Raw genomic sequence first — 23216 nt, forward strand, 5'->3', positions numbered from 1 at the left:
CCCAGAGTAACCGCTCTGGGAACCCCCTCCCCTAGCCAAATTCGCGGTGGCGTTGCTTGCAGATGGCCAGCACCTCATCCGGATCCCGCTGCCACCAGTTGTTACTGGAGAAGATCTCCACTTCGTGCAGACCGGTGTAGCCCAGCGCCTCAATCGCCTGGCGATGGCTACGGATGTCGATAACTCCGTCCCCCATCATGCCGCGATCCAGCAGCATATCCGTAGTGGGCACTAACCAGTCGCAAATATGAAAAGCCAACAGCCGCTCGACGCCGGCCCGTTCAATCTGCTGCTGAAACTGCGGATCCCACCAGGTGTGATAGAGATCCACGGCGATACCCAGCCCCTCGTCGCCCAATTCGTCGCAAAGATCGTTGGCCTGGGCCAGAGTATTTACGCAGGCGCGCTCGGCGGCGTACATTGGATGCAGGGGCTCGATCGCCAGCGGCATGCCGAGCGGGCGCGCATAGTCCAGCAGCTCGCTCAGGCCATCGCGCACCTGCTGCCTGGCGGCGAGTAAATCTTTCGATCCCGCAGGCAGCCCTCCGACCACCAGCACCAGGCAGGGTGCGCCAAGCTCCAGCGCTTCGTCCACCGCCCGTCGGTTATCCAGCGCTTTTTCCCTGCGTTCCTCCGGGGTGCTACCGGGAAACATCCCGCCGCGGCAATAGCCGCTCAGCAGCAGGTCATGATGGCGGATAAGACGCGCAGACTCTTTTAGCCCCAGCGCCTGCACCTGATCGCGCCATGGCGCAATGCCACGGATCTCATGCCGGGCGCACCCTTCAATGATCTGATCAAGTTTCCATTTCTGCCGCACCGTGGCGGTATTGAGGGATAGTTTACGGCTGTCGGGTTGACTCATCTGTGTGACCTCAGTGTTTTATGCCTGAAAAACGTTAAACCAGATAAATTGAGCATCAAATTTCTCAACAAAGCATTATATAAATTAATATGTTGGGTAAATAAGACGGCAATCACATAACCAACTAGTTAGTTATATAAACAAACAGAGACGCGCATAAAAACGAGGGAACAGCAGGAGACGGGACCGTACCGGGAACATAAGCTTGTCGTACGAAAATCTATCCGAAGGAGCGTCAGATACGGCTTTTCAGATGACAGAGGTAAGCGCGGAAATGACAAGATCACCCGCTAAGATGGCTGGCCGGTGAAGAAAGCAGACACCCAGGGTGTCTGCCCGATGTTTCGCGTGTAAACTACCAGCCGCAGACGTTGGTCTCTTCATCCGATTCATAACCGCGCACGATATTAATCAGATCTTTGACGGCATCGGCAGCCACGCCCGGCGCCTGCAGCTCATTCAGGGAGGCAAACTCTTTATCCACCGATACGCCATTATTATTATTGGTCACCGACAGCGTGAACCCCTTTCCCTGCGTATTGTCAGAGGACAGCGGGGCAACAAGTTCTGCCAGCGCCTGCTCAGCCATGGCGGGAATATATAGCGCCATCGGCTTCAAATAGACTTTCTCTTGCCTGTCATTATTGTTGCCGTTAGCAACAGCCAGGGAATAACCTCTATTTTCGTTGTTCATAGGTGCAGCCTTATCCCTCTATCAGAATTTGAGGATCGACATAAAAATCCACATTGAAGACGGTGTCTTCAGTCAATGCTTCAATTCGGTGCCATTTCTCCGGCGGAAATACGCCAAACTGTCCGGCTTCAATCGTCAGCGTTGCCACCGGCTGCGGGCTGGTCTCATCGGCATAGCCGTAATAGCGGATAGCCCCCTGCATCACAGCCAGACGGGGATAGACCCCCTGCCGCGTTCCGGCATCAAGATGCCGCTGCCAGATAGAGGCGGGCGCCGTCTCTTTCGTCCACAGGGGCGTGGTTCGCGTATGAACATAATGGGTGGGAATAATAATTCGCTGCATGATTCGGCCTCGCTTTCCGCACCCTTGCGTGCGGTGGGAACGGTGAAATATGTTGCATATGATATACCCCTTTTAATCACTGAGGGTATTATTTTTAAAGATGATAAGTTTCTACCCCTGTTAATACTCAATAAGGGTTAGTTTTTTGAAATATAAGAATGGACGGACCTGTGAATCAGATCCGCGATAAGACAGGAGAGGCGATAATTTATTTTGCCGGTGTGTTCAGAGGGCCAGGTTTACCAATTAGATAACCCTGAACCAGATCGCAACCTAATTGTTGCAGCGAATGGAGTTGTTCTTCTGTTTCGACGCCTTCGGCGACAATACGCATATGTAAACTTTTCCCCATGCTGATGATCAGACGCACAATATCGAGATCGTCTTTTTGCAGAGGAATATTAATCACAAACGAGCGATCGATTTTTATCTTATCGAACGGGAAATAGCTCAGCCGCGACAATGACGAGTAGCCGGTACCAAAATCATCAATCGAAATCTGAATCCCGAGCTCACGCAGTTGGCTGAGGATCTCTAAGGAGCGGGTGTTTTCATTGAACACATCCGACTCGGTAATTTCCAGATCCAGACGATGCGGGTCGAGGCCGGTTTTTTTCAATACGCTGACAATCACATCGGTCAACGAACTGTTAATCAACTGAATAGGCGACACGTTTACCGAGACCTTAAGCGGCGATGACCAGCGCGCCGCCTCTTCGCAGGCGGTGCTGAGCACCCACTCGCCGAGGGCGTTTATCATGCCCGTTTTCTCGGCAATCGGAATGAAGGTGCTCGGCGGAACCACGCCGCGCACCGGATGGAACCAGCGCACCAGCGCTTCATAACCGTAAATTTCGCCGCTGACCGTGTCGGCTATCGGTTGGTAATAAACCCGGAATTCACCATTACCGAGCGCCTGCAGCAGGTCATCCTCAAACGATTTATTCTCCTGCAGACGTTGCAGCATGCCGGCACGGAAGACCTTGACGGTACCTGCGCCCTCTTTTTTCGCCTCATACAGCGCCAGATCGGCGCATTTATATAAATAATCGGTGCGCGTTTCGCGATCGGAAAGCACGATGCCGATGCAGGCATCAATGTTGATCATCGAGTCATAGATTTGATAGGGCTGGATGATTTTTTCCCGGATCACCATCGCCCGTTCCAGCGCCATCTCTTCGCTCAGGTCACAGGAGATCAGGGCGAATTCATCGCCTCCCAGACGATAGAGCGTTTCCGCGGTTTTACGGAAAAACGACAGGCGGCTGGCCAGTTCCTGCAGCAGTTTATCGCCGGAATCGTGGCCCAGCGTATCGTTTACATCTTTAAAATTATCGAGGTCGAAAAGCATCACCACGGCACAGCCATCGTAAGGCCTGACCTGATTGACAATTTCCTGCAGCTTTTGCCAGAAGGAGAGCCGGTTAGGCATCCCGGTCAGCGAGTCATGGTAGGCATCGTACTGCAGACGGCGGTTTTGCACCTGCAGTTTCTCTTTTGACAGCTGCAGATCGTCGGCCAGCAGCTTCATTCGCACGTGGGCGCGCCGCAGATTGTTATTCTGTCGCAGCATCAACAGCCCCAACGTGATACAGGTCGTAATCAACAGGATGGAGATAATTGAATAGATGTAATACAGATTCTGAATTTTATCGTGCGTATGATTAACAACGTCAATCCCCTGCACCAGCGAGGTGGAGGCAAGCGAGGTCATCGGGCCGTCAATCTCTCTCATCTTGCCTAACACCGCCTTAATCTGAGCAGGTGTCATTTTATCCAGCCCGCTATCGAGCTGCTGCAAAATAGCGATCAAACTATCGACGGTGGCCTGGCGCCCGGCATCTTTATGAATAAAATTCTTCAGTTCGCCCTGCTGCAACAGCTCTATCTGGCTCAACATAATATCGAGACGCAGACGTACCTGATCGCGGTCCGCGCTCTCCACGCCGAGTGCGAATGCGCCTAAACTCGACTCCAGCCGCATATACTCGGAAACTATCTGGGCGACTGACCAGGAGTCCGTATAGCGGGTTAATTTCTGTAACTCACTTTGCCGCTCATGCACCAGATACGTAATGTATCCGGTGATGATGAACAGCGACAAAATAATCCCGGTAAGTATTCGATTCAAGATCAAACCCTTACTCAATGATAATTTTTGAGACTTGCCACGCCGAACGGGAATAATAAACCTGGTTTTGCAGTTCAGGGCTGCTATCGTACGGATAAACAATAAATAAAGGGCCTTTATCGCGGATGTGCATATATTCGCCATTTAATTTTAGCGCGAGGATAACAGGGAACTGGCGAAAATCATCGAGCGGGACCATCGTCGTATAGTCGTTTAAGGCAATGACCTTGGCCGTCTTGCCCCTGGCACCGACTAAATCCATGAGTTTGCTAAGGGAAACGCCCTCAAAACGCACTTTTCCTGAGTACCAGGGCGTGGTGGTGACAATCGTCTCCATCCCCAGTTTTTCTAATGCTGCCAGGTCAAAAACCGCGGTATCGCCTGCATTTGTATTTCCAATCAAGCCGGAAATGGTTAAAACGGGCTTCCCCGTAGGGGCAGGCAGTTTTTCTGCAAAAGCATTAGGCAAAACCATAACACAAAATAAAACTGCGAAAAGTAGACGCATTTAGCTCACCATTCCGGAATTGGAGATAAGTTAATTGTAAACCATTAAGGTCAATTCTTAAAAGACGTCAGCAGCGGGTTGTGAGGTTCTCGATTAAAAATATTTTCTCTTTCCAGAACACTCTGAACCTTTGTTTACACCTGACGATAAAAAGCACATTTTTTGCCATTAAGGCAGCACTTTCGGTAAAAATCTTTTCTCTCATCCTGGAGCGCGGTAGTCTTTGTACCGACGCCGCTAAGACTGCGTCTCATTCCAATAATGATAAACACGGCAACAGACAGGACAGGTATGGACTCAACGCTTATTTCCTCCCGCCCCGGCAAGGAGACATGTTCACTCAATCGCGCCAGAAGAGCGGCCTGGGGCAGCTTTGCCGGCGCCGTGGTTGACTGGTACGATTTTTTACTCTACGGCATCACCGCCGCGCTGGTGTTTAACCGCGAATTTTTCCCGCAGATTAGCCCGGCAATGGGCACGCTGGCCGCCTTTGCCACTTTCGGCGTCGGCTTTCTGTTTCGTCCCCTCGGCGGCATTATCTTCGGTCATTTCGGCGATCGCCTTGGCCGCAAACGGATGCTGATGATGACCGTCTGGATGATGGGAATTGCGACCGCCTGCATTGGTCTGCTCCCTTCCTTCAACCAAATCGGCTGGTGGGCCCCCGTGCTGCTCGTCACCCTACGCGCTATTCAGGGCTTCGCCGTCGGCGGAGAATGGGGCGGTGCGGCGCTGCTGGCGGTAGAAAGTGCGCCCAAAAATAAAAAAGCCTTCTACAGCAGCGGGGTTCAGGTGGGCTACGGCGTTGGCCTGCTGCTTTCCACCGGCCTGGTCTCGCTGATCAGCGCGAACACCACCAACGAGCAGTTTCTCAGCTGGGGCTGGCGCCTGCCGTTCTTGTTCAGCGTGGTGCTGGTGTTAGTCGCGCTGTGGATCCGCAACGGCATGGCCGAATCTGCCGAGTTTGAACATCAGCAGCAGGAAGCGCAGCTAAAGACGGCCAAAAAGCGCCTGCCGGTCGTCGAGGCCCTGCTCCGTCACCCCGGCGCGTTTTTACTGATTATCGCCCTGCGTCTGTGCGAACTGCTGACCATGTATATTGTCACCGCCTTCGCCCTGAATTACTCAACGCAGAACCTCGGCCTGCCGCGTGAACTGTTCCTTAATATTGGTCTGCTGGTCGGCGGAATCAGCTGTCTGACAATCCCCTGCTTCGCCTGGCTTGCGGATCGCTTCGGCCGCCGGCGGATCTACATTACCGGTGCGCTCATCGGCACGTTCAGCGCGTTCCCGTTCTTTATGGCGCTGGAAAGCCAGTCGTACTTCTGGATCCTCTTTTTTGCCCTGATGCTGGCCAATATCGCCCATGATATGGTGGTTTGTGTTCAGCAACCGATGTTCACCGAGATGTTTGGCGCCAGCTATCGTTACAGCGGGGCCGGCGTCGGATATCAGGTCGCCAGCGTCATTGGCGGCGGCTTTACGCCATTTATTGCCGCGGCATTGGTCACCTTCTCCGGTGGCTCCTGGCACAGCGTGGCGATTTACCTGACCGGCGGCTGTCTGCTCTCTGCCCTCACCGCCATGTTGATGAAAAAGAACCCTCACCCCTGATTGCACGGTGCGCGGCGGGAAACCGCCGTGAACATGGAGACCTTATGACTCAGGACAACCGCCCGGCCTGCTGGCCCGCACAGTTTCATCCCCAACCGCTACCGCTGCTCTATTGCCCTGATCCGACGCTGGCTGAGCAGCCGCTGTTTGAGCAAGCTCGCCGCGGCGAAGCGGTGGCGCAACTCTGGCAGGCTCCACAAGGACTAGTGGTGCCTGGCAGCTATCGTCAATTCAGTGAACTCAGTGCCGTCAGCGAGCTTTTTTCCCGCCGCGGCTGGCCGGTGTGGCTTCGCCGCTCCGGCGGTGGCCTGGTCCCACAGGGCCCCGGGATTATCAATCTCAGCCTCGCCTGGCCGGTCACGCAACCGCTGGGCGAAGCGGCAGAACCTATCTATCTGCAGCTCTGCGGGCTACTTCAGCGCACGCTGGCGACGTTTGGCGTCGGGAGTCATTATCAGGCGGTGACGGGGTCATTTTGCGACGGCCGCTACAACCTGGCCTGCGGCGAGGGCGATCATGCCCGCAAAATTGTCGGTACTGCCCAGTACTGGCGACCGCTGGCCGAGGATCGAGGACATGTGGTCCTTGCTCATGCGGTGATTTTAGTGGATACCGATCTGATCGGCGCACATCAGGCCGCGAACGATTTTGAAGCCCGCCTCAACAGTGGCCGGGTCTATTGTGCTGATAAGACCGTGACGCTGGCGCAGCTGCTGCCCGGCGAAACAGACTTACTTCCCCGCTTTCACCAGGCGTTGACGGAACAGCTGGCGCTTTTCAGCTGAAGGTATGCTTCAAATAGTGGCTGAATGTCTCTACCGCACGTGACACGCGCGGTGCATAGGGCCGAATGACGTACAGCTGTGGCGCGAAAACCTCAACCGGCCGCCAGCCTGGAAGCAACTCCTGCACCAGCCCGCGGCCGATGGCCTCCCGGGCGCTGAAATCAGGCAGCAGCGCAATACCCAGCCCTGCCAGCACCGCATCACGCAGCGATTCGCTGTTGTTGGTGGCGAAGGGGCCATGAACCTTGACACTCACCCGTTCGGCCGGTTGCTCGCGGGACTCAAACGTCCACTGCGGGCTTTGCGCCCCGCGCGGATAGGTCAGACACTGATGATGGCGCAACATCTCCGGGGAGTCCGGACGACCAAAACGGCGGATATACCCTGCCGAGGCGACGATCAGCGTCGCTGTACTGCACAGCGGCCAGGCCACGTGGGTCTCCGGCAACGCTTCGCGGCGGCAGTGACGAATCGCCAGGTCAAATCCCTCGCTGGCCAGCGATACCAGCCGGTCGGTCACCTCCAGCTGCAGTTGAAGCTGCGGATGCTGGTGCAAAAATGGCGTAATCGCCGGTACCAGCTGTTGACGGGAAAAGGCGACCGGCGCCGTGACCCGTAGCGTTCCCCGCAGCGGCCCGCCTTCATCACAGGTACCGGCGAAAATATCGCGCAGCTGCCCGAAAGGTTCGTTCAGCTCCGCCACCAGCCGCAGGCCATCCTCGCTGAGCGTCACATTCCGCGTGGTGCGATGCACCAGCTTTTTGCCGGTGATCCGTTCCAGCTCGCTAATTTTCTGACTGATCGCCGACTTGCTGACCGCCAGTTTTTCCGCCGCGCGGGTATAGCTTTTTTGCTCTTCCAGCACCGTCAGCCAGTACAGATGGGTCCAGTAACTCTCCGGGCGAATCTCACTCATCTCGATTGTTCACCTGTATAAACAATGAATTCCACTATAGCGGTTTTTGCCCGGCAGAACATGGATTAGCATCGCGGAAGTCAGCTTATCCACCCCGGAAGTAAGGAGTACCTGCCATGCCGTTACTGATATTTGATGTGATTGAAGGTCGTAGCGAACGCGAACTTACCACTCTGCTGGATGCCGCACATCGCGCGGTTATTCATGCGTTTAAGGTGCCGGAGCGCGATCGCTACCAGATTGTTCACGAAAACAAAGCTCACCATATGGTGATTGAGGATACCGGACTGGGATTCACGCGCAGCAACAAGCTGCTGGTCGTGCGGGTGTACACCAGCCCGCGTAGCGAAGAACAAAAGCAGCTCTTCTACGCTACCCTGCTCGCTGAGCTGCAGGAACATTGCGGACTGAGCGCTGATGACCTGATGATTTCCGTGATCGGTAACCAGAAAGGCGACTGGAGTTTTGGCCGCGGCGTCGCCCAATATATGACCGGAGAGCTTTAACCTTCCCGGGCCCCGTGCCGTTATGCCTTCGGCGCGGCGGCCATCCGCATCCGTGCCTTTTGCTCGATATTTTCCAGCAGTTCCTGCACGTCATCTTCATCAATATCAAGGAACTGACCGTCGAGTAACGCGGCATGAATATCTTCACGAGTCACCGGTAGCCCCAGCGGCACCACTTTGGGCTTAACCTCTTCAGCCGCCAAAGAGTGGGGATAGCGGCGCCCGACCAGGTTGTTGAAGATGATTGCCAGTAGCGCCAGCATCGCTGAATTTAGCAGTACCGGCGTCAGCACGAAGTGGTATCCCGCGCTGTGAACCCCCGCTCCGCCGAGGATCGCCGTCAGCGCAACGGCGCCGCCGGGCGGATGCAGACAGCGCAGAAAATACATGGCGGCGATGGCCAGTCCGGCTGCCAGACCGCAGGCCAGGGCAAGCTGAGGCACCCACATCCCGACGGTAACACCGATCAACGCCGAAACCACGTTGCCCCCGACGATTGACCACGGCTGCGCCAACGGACTGCTTGGCACGCCGAACAGCAAGACCGCAGAGGCTCCCATCGGCGCAATAAACCACAGATTCATCTCACCCAGCAGCCAGTGACTGAACATGCTGGTGACGGCCAGCCCCGTACCGGCACCTATCGAACCGAGGAGGATATGTTTTCTGGCAACGGGCAGAGCATGCGGCTTTAATCGCCCAAGAAAAATGCGGACCCGCGAAAACAGTGCGGTCGGTAAAACGCTTAACATCGAACGGCTCACTCACGTCATATAAATTACTTATATTTTATTTTCATTTTTTAACCATATTTTAACAACCATATCTTTCGCAGGGCTACTTCCCCCCACTGAATTTAGCGATACGCCGCCGTTATGCGATCCCGGAACACTACGTTAGAATCATTTCCCCACCGGGATTTAACCCACTCTACGGATTGAAGGTCACAATACAGTGAATAATAAGACAAATTTAGTGAAAGACGTGGCATGGGCCAGCCAGAATATGCCGCGCACGCTGCGTCAGGTCGCCGCCCTTCCCGATCTGAGCCATGTCCGACTGGCCTGCTGCATGCATCTGGATATGAAAATGATCCCGCTGGTGCAGGGGATACTGGAGAAAGGGGCGCAAGTCTTTCTGACCACCTGTAACCCCACCACCGTTCAGGACGACGTTGTCGCCTGGCTGGTAGAGCGCGGCGCACAAGCCTGCGCCTGGCGCGACATGAGCGATGCCGACTGGCAGCACTCCTGGGAAAAAGCGATCGCCTGGGGCCCGACCCATCTGTGTGAAATGGGCGCCGATATCACCACCCTGCTGCACCAGCGCGGCGAATTTGGCAACATCGTCGCCGGTCTGGAAGCAACCGGCTCCGGCGTCAGCCGCCTGGGCGATATTCGTCCCGGCTACCCTATCTTTAACTGGGACGATCTCCCGGTTAAAGAGGGACTGCATAACCGCCATATGGTGGGTCTTACGGCCTGGCATACCTTCTTCCAGACGACTCATCTGACGCTGCATGAGAAGAAAGTGCTGGTTATTGGCTACGGTCTGGTGGGACAAGGCGTTGCCGCGGCAGCAAAAGCCTTTGGCGGACAGGTGATGGTGGCAGAGATCGATCCCGCCCGTCGCCTGCAGGCGGCCTATGATGGCTGGCATGTTGTTGATTTACAGGATGCCATCGCCTCGGCAGATGTGGTCGCCACGGCAACCGGTGCGAAGAAAGTGGTCAATAGCACGGCGCTGGATAACGCCAAAGATGGCGTATTTATTCTCAATGTCGGCCACGTTGCGGAAGAGATTGACTGCGGCTACCTGCGTCAGTTCAGCCACGATGAGGTGATGCCGTATATTAATGCGTACCGGATGGGCGATAAAACCGTCTACCTGATGGCCAACGGCTCAATGCTGAACCTGACCGCGGGATTTGGTGACAGCCTCAACGCCTTTGACGTGACTCTGGCCGTCATGGCCAGCGGGATTCATCACATCGTAACGGACGGCATGAACGCGGAAGCGAATGTCTATCTGCTGCCGCAAAGCGTATGGCAAAAAGCGCTGTAAATCCGCAAAGATTCAGGGCGACGGCCGTCGCCCTGAGACCGGCTTAGCGGCTTTCCGGCAGGACGATATTACTCTCCGCCAGCGTCCCCATTTCGTTAAATACCGTGCACGCCGCCTGCACAAGATGCATCGCCAGCGCGGCGCCGCTCCCCTCTCCCAGCCGCATATCCATATCCAGATAGGGCTTCAGCTGCAGATGTTCCAGCGCAATACGCGCCCCTTTTTCCGCCGACAGATGTGAAGGGATCAGATATGAATGCACGCCAGGAGCCAGACGACAGGCTGCCAGGGCGGAGGCATAGGAGAGGAAACCGTCCAGCACAACCGGCAGTCCGCAGGAGGCGGCGCCCAGCATCACGCCGGTCATCCCCACCAAATCAAATCCGCCGACTTTCGCCAGCACGTCCAGGCCATCGTCTGCCTGCGGCTGATTCACAGCAATTGCCCGGCGGACGACATCGGCTTTGTGTCCCAGCTGCGATACCGGCAGGTTAGCGCCGATGCCCACCACATCCTGCGCATCGTTACCGGTAAGCACGCTGACGACCGCCGCCGCAGGCGTGGTGTTCGCCATCCCCAGTTCACCAACGCCGAACACGCGTACGCCCTGCGCCGCCAGTTCTCGCGTATAGCGAATGCTGGCCAGCAGCAGCGCCGTCGCCTGTTCCCGGCTCATTGCCGCCGTCCGGGCAATATTGCCGCTGCCGCGCGCCACTTTCATATCCACCAGACCAGCGATCGGATCCGCGTCGATACCGGCATCGACCACATGCACCTGCGCGCCCGCCTGGGCCGCCAGTACGCAGACGCCGGTATTTTTGCGGGTCATGTTTATCGCCTGAATCGCCGTGACGGCCTGCGGCGAGATCGCCACCCCTTCGTGCCAGACGCCGTGATCGGCGCACATCACCACAATGGCTTTTTCCGCCAGCTGCAGCTGTCCCCGCAGCCCCGGCATTCCGGCCAGCTGGACTGCCAGCGCCTCCAGTCGCCCCAGGCTGCCCGGTGGTTTTAATAAACCATCCAGATGTTGTTGCGCCTGAGCCATCGCCGCGCGGTCCGGCAGCGGAATGTCGGCGATCAAGGCCGAAAGATTGTCCATCATGTTCCTCGTAGCACTTTCAGGTGATTTGCCATAGCCCGTTGTGAACGCGGTCGCGCATGAAAACTGGCGTGACGCCGCGGTTCGCCGCCGGGAGAAGGAGATAAATCAGAGAGGGGATAATTCCCGACGGCGAGAGCCGCCGCCGGGCAGGTACGATGCGATTACTCTTCGACCTTCGCTTCGCCCATGACTTTCAGCTTTTTGGAAATGTCACGACGTTCTTTCGACAGTTCGGCATTTTTGATGATGTAGTCATCAACACGATCTTCGTAATCGCTTTTCATGCTGGCGATGATGCCCTGAATAGCTTCAACGCTCATGCCCGGTTTGATGTAGTCACTGAGGTTGTCCAGCAGCAGTACGCGCTTCTGGTTATCACGGATCTTTTTCTCAACGTCCTGAATTTCACGCTGCAATTTGTTCTTACGACGATACAGACGAACAAACTCCAGTACGTCCTGGAAAGAAGGCTTAGTTGTTTCCATTTTTACACCCCTAATATTTGAGATTCGGATTCGCTAAAGCGACTGCTATATAGGGCTAACATAACTGTTAGCAGCCGCGGATGACAATGTTTTTTCCTTTACGTTTATCATAACCCTAAATGCTGCTGAATCGAAGCAACCTGTGGGCAAATTGCGCGCATCTGGTTTTTATTTACGCAAAGCCCGGCAGATTAAATTCGACAACAGTTCAAGCTGGCGCGCCAGTTCTATCGTCAGCCAGACGTAGCCGTGGATCGGGGTTTCCGCCAGGCTATCTCCCTGGTGCTCTTTCATGAGTTCGCGCAGTTCGGCGACGATATCATTGAGTTTTTCCGTGTTGGCGCGAATCGGCTGTGGATTACCTTCATACAGCGCATGCGCAATCGTCAGCAGCGTTTGCTGGGTCATCTGCTGGGTCTCACGCAGCGTGTGGGCGTTCAGCATCACAAAATGACCGGGACGCGAGCTCCAGTATGCATTGATCTGCAGTTCCAGCATGCAGACCAGGTTACGACTCACGGTTTGAATGGCTTCAAAAATGGCTTTCTGAATATGGGTTTCTTTACTCGCCGGGGTAATCAGCCCGCGCATCTTCACCACATCGTTAAGCACTTTTTGCAGATGTTTTTCCAGCCGCGGTCTTTCCACCAGATTAGGGGAGAACCCGGCCTGATAAAGCCGGTTGAAGGCGGTGACGTAATTTGCCATCTGGATTCGCCAGTGCAAGAACGCCCGCTGCGGCCAGATGCCGGTGAACAGCATGGCCAGCAGGGAACCAAAGATAACATCGCCGCTTCGCCATAGCGCGGTGTGCATATCGCCAGGCGGCGCGCCCACCACCACCGCCAGCGTAATGCCGATGAGCAGCGCCTGGTACGGTTTTTTCCCTAACGCCAGCCAGCCGCAGAGGAACATCGCCACCGCGCACCACAGCACCATGACGGGTAAGGAGATAAGCTCAAGCTTTAACGCCACCAGCCCGAGTGCCGAGCCGAGGATAGTGCCGCCGATACGCTCGAAGGCGCGCGGCACCACGTTGCCCCAGAACGAAATCGGCCCCATCACCACCACCAGGGTGATCAGAGGCCACGTCCCTTCCGGTACATTCAGCAAACGAACCAGTAAAAAAGTGAGGACAAAGGCCAAAGCAATTCGAATGCCATGCACCACGCGATAGTGGCGATACAGACGGATTTCGAAAGGCTTAAGTGATTTATCAGCGCGCACAGACCTCTCCAGCAAGCAAACGGCGGCAGGAAGCAAAGGCCAATTGTAACTGCTTTTTCAATGTAAGCAGTACGCTAATGTAAAAAACCTTGTCCACTGCGGGGGTAAACGCTTATTTCACCACCCGTTCGACCGCGACATACATTTCGATGTCCCAGTAACCGTCCTGATTGCCGTCGTTGAGATAGACCTCAAAACAGGGTTTTTCCGCCAGCTGATACTCTTTGCTCTGCATCAGGCTATTGAAGAACGCCAGCCACGGCGTCGAGAAGTCGTGATTCTCCACCCGTGCGCTGGCGACGGCATACTCTCCCCCGGCAATCTCAGTGAGAATGACCCCTTCGCTGTTGGGTGGAATGACGAAATCGTCTGCCACGGTGACCACCGTATCGCAGCGCAGCTTCTCCGCTGGAACCCGATCGGGATTGTCATAGTAAACGGCTACCCACTCCTGTGCCGGAATCTGACGGCCGCTGACCCATGCCATGAGCTGCTCAAACCCCTGTTTAACGGTCTGATCCCAGGGTCCCACCATATGAAAACCGGCAATGGTACGTTTGCCGACGGACTTCACGCTGTAGTTCATATTGCCTCCACCAGTGATAACAACTGTATAAATGTACATATACTGTAGCCAGGTGATGCACATCAGTATGTGCGCTGATTCACAGAGTGGCCAATGGAGGGGAGCGAAAAATGAGCCAAAAAAAACGCCCCGTGCGGGGCGTGGCGGTTAAAGCACGTGATGCAGATAATCGCTCATCCGCGAGAACACCCCGCCCTTGCCGACGCTTTCCAGCGTCACCAGCGGCCAGTGCGCGACCACTTTGTCGCCATCATAGAGTGAGATTTCCCCGACCCGTTGATTTGCGGCAATGGGCGCCTCGAGATCTTTTTTGTCCAGCACGTACCTGGCTTTAATACGCGGTACTTCCGACTTCGGCAGCGCCAGCCAGAAATCCTGATCGGTGCCCAGCTGGATTTGTTCTTTATCACCGTACCAGATACGTTCGCTGCCGACCTTTTTGCCCTTTTGCAGCACCTGAACGGTGTCGAAATTTTGCTGACCCCAGTGCAGTAGTTTTGCCGCCTGCTGTTCGCGCCCTTTCGGGCTATCGGCGCCCATCACTACGGCAATCAGGCGCCGCTGGCCGTCCACCGCGGAGGCAATCAGGTTAAAGCCAGCGCCGGAGGTATGCCCGGTCTTTAATCCATCAACATTCATGGTCTTATCCCACAGCAGCCCGTTGCGGTTTTGCTGGGTAATCCCGTTCCACGTCAGACTTTTTTGGCTGTACATGTGATAAACGTCAGGCTCGCCGTGAATGATAGCCCGCGACAGCACCGCCAGATCGTACGCCGAGCTGTGTTGGCCCGGCGCATCCAGGCCATGCACGGTTTCAAAGTGGGTATCCTGCAGATGCAGTTTTTTTACGTACTCGTTCATCATCGCCACGAACTGCGGCTGGCCGCCCGCGACATAATCAGCCAGCGCCACGCAGGCATCATTGCCGGAGTCGACGATGAGGCCGCGGCTTAAATCACGTACGCTGACCCGATCGCCGACCTTAAGGAACATCAGCGACGAGCCGTCGAAGACAGGGTTGCCTTTCGCCCAGGCGTCGCGGCCGACGGTCACCATATCGTCAAAGGAGATGCGATGGCTGTCGATGGCGCGATCGACGACGTATCCGGTCATGAGTTTGGTCAGGCTGGCAGGGTTGCGCTGCTGGTGTTCATTACCCGCAGTCAGGATCTGCCCGGTCGTGTAATCCATCAGTACCCAGGAGCCCGCCTGAATGGACGGTGGCGGCACGGTGACGGGGAAATCATTGGCAGCAAATGCGCAAGAAACGCTCGAAGCGAGCAAAGTTACAGCAATAAAAAAACGGCCTTTCAACGGCATATCCTCTAAATTGACAGATTCGCCGTCCTTTTTACGGAAGTTCTCCTTTCAAATCAGGGTTTAATTGCAAGAAAATATGACACGGCGGAAGCGCCGCGTAGCCAACGCCCTTCTGATGCCCAGGTAAATCGTTTACCATAACGAGTGCCAGCCACCATGGAAAATGAACAGATTATGCAAGATAGCGCCAACCAGCCCGGATTTTTATTCCACGATTACGAAACCTTCGGCACCCACCCTGCGCTCGATCGACCGGCCCAGTTCGCCGCCATTCGTACCGATGCCGAACTGAATATCATCGGTGAACCGGAGGTTTTCTACTGCAAACTGGCCGACGACTATCTGCCGCAGCCGCAGGCGGTGATGATAACCGGGATCACCCCGCAGGAAGCGAACGCCAAAGGCGACAATGAAGCCGCCTTTGCCCGCCGGATTCACGATCTGTTCACGGTGCCGAAAACCTGCATCGTCGGCTATAACAATGTGCGCTTCGATGATGAGGTCAGCCGTAATATTTTCTATCGTAACTTTTACGATCCCTACGCCTGGAGCTGGCAGCACGACAACTCGCGCTGGGATCTGCTGGATGTGATGCGCGCCTGCTATGCCCTGCGCCCGGAAGGGATCAACTGGCCGGAGAACGACGAGGGTCTGCCGAGTTTTCGCCTTGAGCATCTGACCGTCGCTAACGACATTGAACACAGCAACGCCCACGACGCGATGGCCGACGTTTATGCCACCATCGCCATGGCAAAACTGGTCAAAGCCCGGCAACCGCGTCTGTTTGACTATCTCTACAGTTATCGGAACAAGCGCAAGCTGGCGACGCTGATCGACGTTGCGCACATGAAGCCGCTGGTCCATGTCTCCGGCATGTTCGGCGCGGCGCGCGGCAACACCAGCCTGGTGGCACCGCTGGCCTGGCATCCGGATAACCGCAATGCGGTGATCATGGTCGATCTGGCCGGCGACATGACGCCGCTGCTGGAACTGGATGCCGATACCCTGCGCGAGCGGCTGTACACGCCAAAAGCCGATTTGGGCGAGCTGGCGGCGGTGCCGGTTAAGCTGGTTCATCTCAATAAATGCCCGGTACTGGCCCAGGATAATACGCTACGCCCGCAGGATGCCGAGCGTCTGGGGATTAACCGCCAGCGCTGTCTGGATAACCTGCAGCTGTTGCGCAGTCATCCGCAGGTGCGGGAAAACGTGGTGGCTATTTTCGCTGAAGCGGAGCCGTTTGTTCCCTCCGACAACGTCGATACTCAGCTTTATAACGGCTTTTTCAGCGATGCCGACCGCGCGGCGATGAAAATTGTGCTGGAAACCGAGCCGCGTAACCTGCCAGCGCTGGATATTACTTTTGCCGACCAACGGATAGAGCGTCTGCTGTTTAACTACCGCGCCCGTAACTTCCCCGGCAGCCTTGACGAGGCCGAGCAGCAGCGTTGGTTAGAGCATCGTCGCGAGGTGTTTACGCCGGCGTTTCTGCAGGCCTATGCCGATGAGCTGCAGATGCTGTATCAACAGCATCAACAGGACAGTGAAAAGCTCGGGCAGTTGAAGGCGCTGTGGCAGTACGCGCAGGAGATTGTCTAAGTTGCGGGAGAGCCCGGAGGCGGCGCTTGCTGCGCCTTGTCCGGGCGATAACCCCCCATGCCGCACGGTCCCGTCGCCCGGATCAGGCGACAGCCGCAACCCGGGAACGGTGATTTAGCCTTTGGCGCGGCTGGCGATAATCGTGTCTGCCACGTTGCGCGGGGCTTCCGCGTAGTGATGGAACTCCATACTGTAAGTCGCTCGTCCCTGCGACATCGAGCGCAGCGTAGTGGAATAGCCAAACATTTCCGCCAGCGGAACGTCCGCGCGGATAATCTGGCTGCCGAATCGCTCTTCCATCCCCTGCACCATGCCACGACGAGAAGAGAGATCGCCCATAATATTCCCGGCGTACTCTTCCGGCGTTTCCACCTCCACATGCATCACCGGTTCGAGAATCACCGGATCGGCTCTGCGCGCCCCCTCCTTGAAGCCGAAAATCGCCGCCATGCGGAAGGCCATTTCCGATGAGTCGACATCATGATACGAGCCAAATGTCAGGGTCGCTTTGACATCGACCACCGGATAACCCGCCAGCACGCCGGTGCCCATCGCTTCGCGCAAGCCTTTCTCCACCGAAGGAATGTACTCGCGCGGCACTACGCCGCCTTTCGTTGCGTCTTCAAACACAAAGCCGCTCCCCGGCGCCAGCGGTTCGAGGGTCAGTACAACATGACCATATTGCCCTTTCCCGCCGGACTGACGGACAAATTTCCCTTCCACCTCTTTCACCGTTTTACGCAGTGTCTCGCGGTAGGTCACCTGTGGACGGCCGATATTCGCCTCAACGCTGAACTCACGCTTCATCCGGTCGACGATAATTTCCAGATGCAGTTCGCCCATCCCGGAGATAATTGTCTGCCCGGACTCTTCATCAGTATGCAGGCGGAAAGAGGGATCCTCAGAGGCCAGGCGCTGGAGGGCAATCCCCATTTTTTCCTGATCCGCTTTGGTTTTCGGCTCAATCGCTAACGAAATCACCGGTTCCGGGAACTCCATCCGTTCCAGGGTAATGATCGCATTCGGATCGCACAGGGTGTCGCCGGTGGTGACATCTTTCAACCCGACGCAGGCGGCAATATCCCCGGCATGCAGCTCATCCACTTCGTGGCGATCGTTGGCATGCATCAGCACAATACGCCCGATGCGTTCTTTCTTACCTTTGACCGGGTTGTAAACCGCGTCGCCTTTTTTCAGGGTGCCGGAATAGACACGAATAAAGGTCAGCTGGCCGACGTACGGGTCAGTCATCAGTTTAAACGCCAGCGCCGAGAACGGTTCGTCGTCGCCAGGATGGCGTTCCGCCGGCTGCCCTTTCTCATCAACGCCGTCAATCGCCGGCACATCCTGCGGCGAAGGCATCAGTTCGATAACCGCATCCAGCATCCGCTGTACGCCTTTATTTTTAAAGGCGCTACCGCACAGCACCGGCTGAATTTCGCCGCCAACGGTACGTTTACGCAGCCCGGCCACAATATCGGCCTCGCTCAGTTCGCCGCTCTCGAGATATTTATCCATCAGCTCATCGTTAGCTTCCGCCGCTGCGGAGACCATTTTCTCTCGCCACTGTCGGGCGGTTGCCAGCAGCTCGTCCGGTACCGGCGCATAGCTGAAGGTCATCCCCTGGGTCGCGTCATCCCATAAAATGGCGCGCATTTTGATGAGGTCCACCACGCCGGTGAAATGCTCCTCGGCGCCTACAGGGATCACGATCGGCACAGGATTTGCCTTCAGGCGGTCAATCATCATCTGCACGACGCGGAAGAAATCAGCGCCCGGACGGTCCATTTTATTGACGAAGGCCAGCCGCGGAACGTGATATTTATTCGCCTGTCGCCACACGGTTTCCGACTGCGGCTGCACGCCGCCGACGGAGTCATAGACCATCACCGCACCGTCCAGCACGCGCATCGAGCGCTCCACTTCGATGGTGAAATCCACGTGGCCCGGGGTGTCGATAATATTGATGCGATGCGGCTCGAAGCTACGGTCCATGCCGGGCCAGAAACAGCTCACCGCGGCGGAGGTAATGGTAATTCCGCGCTCTTGCTCCTGCGCCATCCAGTCAGTGGTTGCCGCGCCATCGTGTACTTCACCCAGTTTGTGGCTCATTCCGGTGTAAAACAGAATGCGCTCGGTGGTGGTGGTTTTACCGGCATCGATATGCGCGGAGATACCGATGTTGCGATAACGTTCGAGAGGGATGGGTCGGGGCATGATGCGTCCTTAGTCATTTTGACTGTCAGTAAGCGGCCAAATTGTGCCGCAGAGTGGTTAACTGCCGCCATCATAGTACAATTGTACGAGTATATTCGAACTATTTTTACTATCACTGTCATTGGTGAAGCGGCGGCTTGCACGCGTGGCGTTAGACCCTCAGTTTGGATATATTACCTGCCAGCCGCCGATACGGGCTGCGACTCCCGGGAGCCGCGCAACCGCCGACACAGGAATATTATGATCGCCAATCACCCCGAACGTGAACACATTCGCCTGGAAAATGTTCTTTTTGCCCTTGGTAACCCGATGCGCCTGGAGATCGTTCGCATCCTGGCCGACGGCAGCGAGCAGAGTTGTAACGCATTGCGTCATGAAGACATCGCCAAGTCGACGATGACCCACCACTGGCGCGTCCTGCGCGATAGCGGGGTCATCTGGCAGCGCCCTCAGGGACGGGAGAATATGATTTCCTTGCGCCGGGAGGATCTCGACGCGCGCTTTCCCGGGCTGCTGGATGCGCTTTTGAAGGTGATGTAGCAGGTGAAGTCAACCCTTCGGGATATGTGCCCGCACTTCTACCGGCTGGCGGCTGACGCCTTTCCCGGCCTACTGGCTCTGTACTAGCGACCCGATCTGTCGCTTCTTTCCGGCTACCGGACAGCTCTTCCCTGTAACCCCGGTAAGGCGTCAGCCACCACGGGGAAATCCGCGAGCGACGGAAACAAAAAAGCCGGAGGTTTCCCTCCGGCTTTTTGAATCACTACGGGCGATGGTTACGCCACGTCTTCGTACTGCGGTACCGGGTTGCGGAAGCTTTTGGTCACGCAGGCCAGGTACACCAGACCAATACCGCCCCAGATCAGGCCCAGAATCATTGAGCTCTCTTCCAGGTTAATCCACAGCGCACCCACGGTCAGGGCGCCGCACACCGGCAGGAACAGGTAGTTAAAGTGGTCTTTCAGCGTCTTGTTACGCTTTTCACGGATCCAGAACTGGGAGATCACCGACAGGTTAACGAAGGTAAATGCCACCAGCGCCCCGAAGTTAATCAGCGCCGTCGCCGTCACCAGGTCGAATTTAATCGCCAGCAGAGCAATCGCGCCAACCAGCAGCACGTTCCACGCCGGAGTACGCCATTTCGGGTGGACGTAGCCGAAGAAACGGGTCGGGAACACGCCGTCGCGGCCCATGACGTACATCAGACGAGAAACGCCTGCATGCGCGGCCATACCGGAAGCCAGCACGGTCACGCTGGAGAAGATCAGCACGCCCCACTGGAAGGTTTTACCCGCGACGTACAGCATAATTTCAGGCTGTGATGCGTCCGGATCTTTAAAGCGCGAGATATCCGGGAAATAGAGCTGCAGGAAGTAAGAGGCGCCGATGAAAATCAGGCCGCCAATCAGCGCAGTCAGGAAGATAGCCTTCGGAATCACGCGCTCAGCGTCTTTGGTCTCTTCAGACAGCGAAGAGATGCCATCAAAGCCGAGGAACGAGAAGCACAGAATGGTCGCACCGGTAATCATCGGCACCACGTGCGCTCCTTCAGACCAGAACGGACGGGTGCTGGTCAGTGTGCCTGCGCCTTCGCCGTGCATCACGCCGTAGATAATCAGGCCAACAATCACCGCCACGATCCCCATCTGCAGGATAACGATCAGGGTGTTGAAGTTCGCTACGGTCTTGATGCTGCGCAGGTTAGAGATGGTCATAAAGGCCACCAGCGCGACAACGAAAATCCACGAAGGAATTGAAGGCACCAGCGCTTCAAAGTAAATTTTGGCCAGCAGAATATTGATCATCGGCATGAACAGATAGTCCAGCAGCGATGACCAGCCCACCATAAAGCCCACGGCCGGGCTGATGGATTTCTGAGCGTAGGTGTAAGCGGAACCCGCTGACGGGAAACGACGAACCAGTTTACCGTAGCTCAGTGCCGTAAAGAGAATGGCGATCAGTGCGAAGGCGTAAGCCGTCGCGACGTGACCGTCGGTCAAACCAGAGACGATACCAAACGTATCGAACAGCGTCATCGGCTGCATATAGGCCAGGCCCATCATTACAACCGGAATCAACGTAAGCGTTTTACGTAATTCCACGCGAGAGGTTTTTGGAGTAGCGTTATGCGACATGGTGGTTATCCCCTTTTACGGCGAAGGCCAGCGCGTAAGCAAAAAATTGCCCCATTTTAGTGTATTCCTCAGCGACAACGACTGTCGGTTTTTAGTAAATATCTATCCGGTACGAAGCCCGGCCTCTTGGTATTGAATGATGTGTCTTTAAAGCAAAAAAATAACCGACACTTTAAAAAAGCGTCGGCTAGTTTCTATTTTTTCAGGCCGCGTATTTTGCAACACTTACTGGCCAAATGACAAGATGTTGGAGCGCCAAATCGTCGCCACAATTACTTAACAGATTAATATTTATACAATTTTAATATCATAGATCGTATGGATAGCATTATTTGCTAAAATCTCGCTGCGCCACCATGCGCAAGAGAGTCCGGCGGCGTCTTCATTCCAGCCCAGCCATGCCCGATGCGCGGGTAAATGAGAGGCCACCTCTTTCTCTATCAGCTCACCGCTTTCCAGCTGAGCCTGCACCAGATACCTTGGCACATACCCCCATCCCAGCCCCGCGCTAATCAACATCAGCTGGCCGGCAAAATCGTACGTCACCAGGCTTTCCTGATCGTCAACCGACGGCCACTCCCCGCCGCTCACGATAGCCCGATAGTGTTTCATCGCCCGCCAGCTTAGCGGCGCATCCATTTTTGCCAGCGGATGCTGCGGCGCGATAACGAAGATGTGCGCCAGCTCACCTAGCTGGCTAAAGCCATAGCCAACCCGCGCCGGCGGATCGCTTAATACCCCAACGACAATATCTGCCCGCCCTTCCACCAGCGCATTCCAGCCACTGGCCGGCGTATCGCGGACAAAACGCAGTCGGGCAGCGGTATGCTGCTGATAGAACCGGCTGACCAGAGGCGCCAGTAAAAAGAAGGGGAAAGTGTTATCCACCGCCAGCACCAGCGCATTTTCCCAGCCCTGATGCAGTTTAATCGCCTGTTTTTCGAGCTCGCGGACGGTATGCAGAACTTCGCGCCCCTTTTCCAGCAGCATCTGTCCGGTGGGGGTAAAGCGCGCCCGATGGCCGCTGCGGTCAAGCAGCTGAATATTGAGATCGCTTTCCAGCTTATGAATGGTATAGCTCAGCGCAGAAGGCGTTTTGTACAGCTTTGCCGACGCAGCGGCAAAGCTCCCCTCTTTTTCCAGCGCATCCAGAATGACGAGCACATCCAGCAGTGGTTTCATCGCCGCCCCCTCAGGTTCGCGATTCCCCGCTGGCGGATTACTCCATCGGCATCACCAGCGGATCGGGGTACTGATAGTCAAACCCCAGTTCATAGCAGATACGGTTACCATCAATAATTTTTCCGGCGCCGCCGTTTGGGCTATCGGCAAACACCGGGGCCGGTAAGCCAAGTTCACGGGCCATTTGCGGATAGAACACGCCGCGCGCCGGATGTTTGGGCGCACATATATTATAGATGTGTCCGCCCTTCGGAGCCTGCAGCAGCAGCTCGATTGCTGAAATGACATCCTGCAGGTGTACCAGGTTCACGCCGTGCTGACCATCCGGCGCGGACTTCCCGGCAAAGAAACGCCCGGGATGACGAGAGGGCCCCACCAGTCCGGCCAGACGCAAAATATCCACCGAGGTACCCGGAAGGTTGTGCAGCCAGTCCTCCAGCTCCTTCAACACCCTGCCGCTGGCGGTTTGCGGATCGCGCGGCGAATTTTCTTTTAACGTCCCGCTGGCATTGCCGTATACGGAAGTGGAACTGGTGAAGACAATCCGCGGGATATGGTAGGCCAGCGCCGTATCGACGAGCTCCTGTACCGCCTGCAGATAAAAATCCTCCCCAGGCCCGCTGCGGCGTGCCGGCAGCGTAATCACCAGCGCATCCACGTTCATCAATGCATCCAGATCTTCGGCATCGCAGACCAGCTGCGGCTCCAGGCGTAACGGATAGCTGTCGATACCGCACATCCTCGCCGCCTCCACGCCGTCCTGGGTGGTTTTGCTGCCGGTAACCTGCCATCCCCGCGCGCTCAATGACAAAGCGAGCGGCATGCCCAGCCATCCTAAACCGACAATTGCGACCTTTTTCATACCTGGCTCCTGACTCTTTCGCTGTGCTGACTTAAGGCTACGCCAGCCAGCGGCAACTGACAATTTCTTCAG

The 23216-nt window shown here is 56.0% G+C and carries 23 protein-coding genes; 6 read left to right on the top strand and 17 right to left on the bottom strand.

Features of this window, described 5'->3' with window-relative positions; all coding sequences use genetic code 11:
- Positions 1–31 precede the first annotated feature (31 nt).
- From BV390_RS01750 to BV390_RS01770, 5 genes are all read right to left on the bottom strand, one after another.
- Complete coding sequence (locus tag BV390_RS01750; RefSeq protein WP_032695361.1) at positions 32–865, bottom strand: sugar phosphate isomerase/epimerase family protein; 834 nt, start codon at positions 863–865, stop codon at positions 32–34.
- Between the two features lie 355 nt (positions 866–1220).
- Positions 1221–1559 (bottom strand): DUF1869 domain-containing protein, encoded by a 339-nt coding sequence (locus tag BV390_RS01755; protein ID WP_032686818.1) that lies wholly within the window; start codon positions 1557–1559, stop codon positions 1221–1223.
- Between the two features lie 10 nt (positions 1560–1569).
- The gene (locus BV390_RS01760) at positions 1570–1902 is read right to left on the bottom strand and encodes a TehB family protein (protein WP_032686817.1); all 333 of its coding nucleotides are present in this window, start codon (positions 1900–1902) and stop codon (positions 1570–1572) included.
- 208 nt (positions 1903–2110) lie between these two features.
- A complete protein-coding gene (locus BV390_RS01765; protein WP_032686816.1) occupies positions 2111–4033 on the bottom strand; it encodes a putative bifunctional diguanylate cyclase/phosphodiesterase in 1923 nt (640 codons plus the stop codon).
- Between the two features lie 10 nt (positions 4034–4043).
- A complete protein-coding gene (locus BV390_RS01770) occupies positions 4044–4541 on the bottom strand; it encodes a putative pterin-binding protein (protein WP_004864483.1) in 498 nt (165 codons plus the stop codon).
- Positions 4542–4832: 291 nt separating this feature from the next.
- On the opposite strand from BV390_RS01770, the gene shiA reads away from it, so the two are divergent.
- Positions 4833–6155 carry a shikimate transporter gene (shiA, locus tag BV390_RS01775; protein ID WP_046852096.1) on the top strand — a complete coding sequence of 441 codons (1323 nt, stop codon included), beginning with the start codon at positions 4833–4835 and terminating at the stop codon, positions 6153–6155.
- Between the two features lie 44 nt (positions 6156–6199).
- Positions 6200–6940 (top strand): lipoyl protein ligase domain-containing protein, encoded by a 741-nt coding sequence (locus BV390_RS01780; RefSeq protein WP_085396447.1) that lies wholly within the window; start codon positions 6200–6202, stop codon positions 6938–6940.
- On the opposite strand, the gene BV390_RS01785 is transcribed toward BV390_RS01780, so the two are convergent.
- Complete coding sequence (locus tag BV390_RS01785) at positions 6933–7856, bottom strand: LysR family transcriptional regulator (protein WP_085396448.1); 924 nt, start codon at positions 7854–7856, stop codon at positions 6933–6935. The two genes, BV390_RS01780 and BV390_RS01785, sit on opposite strands and share 8 nt — an antisense overlap.
- A gap of 116 nt (positions 7857–7972) precedes the next feature.
- On the opposite strand from BV390_RS01785, the gene BV390_RS01790 reads away from it, so the two are divergent.
- On the top strand, positions 7973–8362 hold the full coding sequence (locus tag BV390_RS01790; RefSeq protein ID WP_032686811.1) for a tautomerase family protein: 390 nt from the start codon (positions 7973–7975) through the stop codon (positions 8360–8362).
- A 20-nt stretch (positions 8363–8382) separates the two neighbouring features.
- On the opposite strand, the gene BV390_RS01795 is transcribed toward BV390_RS01790, so the two are convergent.
- Positions 8383–9114, bottom strand: a complete 732-nt coding sequence (locus tag BV390_RS01795) for an HPP family protein (protein WP_032686810.1) — start codon at positions 9112–9114, stop codon at positions 8383–8385.
- 202 nt (positions 9115–9316) lie between these two features.
- Here BV390_RS01795 and BV390_RS01800 point away from each other — a divergent pair, with 202 nt between their 5' ends.
- Entirely contained in the window at positions 9317–10426 is a 1110-nt protein-coding gene (locus BV390_RS01800) for an adenosylhomocysteinase (RefSeq protein WP_046852094.1), read from the top strand.
- Positions 10427–10469: 43 nt separating this feature from the next.
- Here the strand turns inward: BV390_RS01800 and cobT are convergent, their stop codons facing one another.
- From cobT to dacD, 5 genes are all read right to left on the bottom strand, one after another.
- Positions 10470–11528 carry a nicotinate-nucleotide--dimethylbenzimidazole phosphoribosyltransferase gene (gene cobT / locus BV390_RS01805; protein WP_032699203.1) on the bottom strand — a complete coding sequence of 353 codons (1059 nt, stop codon included), beginning with the start codon at positions 11526–11528 and terminating at the stop codon, positions 10470–10472.
- Positions 11529–11692: 164 nt separating this feature from the next.
- A complete protein-coding gene (locus BV390_RS01810; protein ID WP_004864499.1) occupies positions 11693–12016 on the bottom strand; it encodes a DUF496 family protein in 324 nt (107 codons plus the stop codon).
- 168 nt (positions 12017–12184) lie between these two features.
- Complete coding sequence (locus BV390_RS01815; protein WP_004864501.1) at positions 12185–13243, bottom strand: FUSC family protein; 1059 nt, start codon at positions 13241–13243, stop codon at positions 12185–12187.
- A 112-nt stretch (positions 13244–13355) separates the two neighbouring features.
- A complete protein-coding gene (gene sbmC / locus BV390_RS01820; RefSeq protein WP_032686806.1) occupies positions 13356–13829 on the bottom strand; it encodes a DNA gyrase inhibitor SbmC in 474 nt (157 codons plus the stop codon).
- A 147-nt stretch (positions 13830–13976) separates the two neighbouring features.
- On the bottom strand, positions 13977–15143 hold the full coding sequence (gene dacD, locus BV390_RS01825) for a serine-type D-Ala-D-Ala carboxypeptidase DacD (protein WP_085396486.1): 1167 nt from the start codon (positions 15141–15143) through the stop codon (positions 13977–13979).
- A 180-nt stretch (positions 15144–15323) separates the two neighbouring features.
- Here dacD and sbcB point away from each other — a divergent pair, with 180 nt between their 5' ends.
- Entirely contained in the window at positions 15324–16748 is a 1425-nt protein-coding gene (gene sbcB / locus BV390_RS01830) for an exodeoxyribonuclease I (protein WP_085396487.1), read from the top strand.
- A 114-nt stretch (positions 16749–16862) separates the two neighbouring features.
- Here the strand turns inward: sbcB and fusA are convergent, their stop codons facing one another.
- A complete protein-coding gene (gene fusA / locus BV390_RS01835) occupies positions 16863–18965 on the bottom strand; it encodes an elongation factor G (protein WP_085396449.1) in 2103 nt (700 codons plus the stop codon).
- Positions 18966–19205: 240 nt separating this feature from the next.
- Between fusA and BV390_RS01840 the strand changes: the two genes are divergently transcribed.
- Positions 19206–19505: an ArsR/SmtB family transcription factor gene (locus tag BV390_RS01840; RefSeq protein ID WP_004864510.1), complete on the top strand. Its 300-nt coding sequence runs from the start codon at positions 19206–19208 to the stop codon at positions 19503–19505.
- A gap of 236 nt (positions 19506–19741) precedes the next feature.
- On the opposite strand, the gene BV390_RS01845 is transcribed toward BV390_RS01840, so the two are convergent.
- The 4 genes from BV390_RS01845 to BV390_RS01855 all read right to left on the bottom strand — a co-directional run bounded on the left by BV390_RS01845 (position 19742) and on the right by BV390_RS01855 (position 23144).
- Positions 19742–21100 carry an APC family permease gene (locus tag BV390_RS01845; RefSeq protein ID WP_032686803.1) on the bottom strand — a complete coding sequence of 453 codons (1359 nt, stop codon included), beginning with the start codon at positions 21098–21100 and terminating at the stop codon, positions 19742–19744.
- Positions 21090–21155, bottom strand: coding sequence for a membrane protein YoeI (gene yoeI, locus BV390_RS31880; protein WP_099002043.1), 66 nt, complete (start codon positions 21153–21155; stop codon positions 21090–21092). Before yoeI ends, BV390_RS01845 begins: the two co-directional genes overlap by 11 nt.
- Positions 21156–21391: 236 nt before the next feature.
- On the bottom strand, positions 21392–22282 hold the full coding sequence (locus BV390_RS01850; RefSeq protein ID WP_047665304.1) for a LysR substrate-binding domain-containing protein: 891 nt from the start codon (positions 22280–22282) through the stop codon (positions 21392–21394).
- Between the two features lie 37 nt (positions 22283–22319).
- Positions 22320–23144 (bottom strand): SDR family oxidoreductase, encoded by an 825-nt coding sequence (locus BV390_RS01855; RefSeq protein WP_004864515.1) that lies wholly within the window; start codon positions 23142–23144, stop codon positions 22320–22322.
- Positions 23145–23216: the final 72 nt, after the last annotated feature.

Source organism: Klebsiella sp. YJ (assembly GCF_002108615.1).
In the GTDB taxonomy this organism is placed as follows: Bacteria; Pseudomonadota; Gammaproteobacteria; order Enterobacterales; family Enterobacteriaceae; genus Klebsiella; species Klebsiella planticola.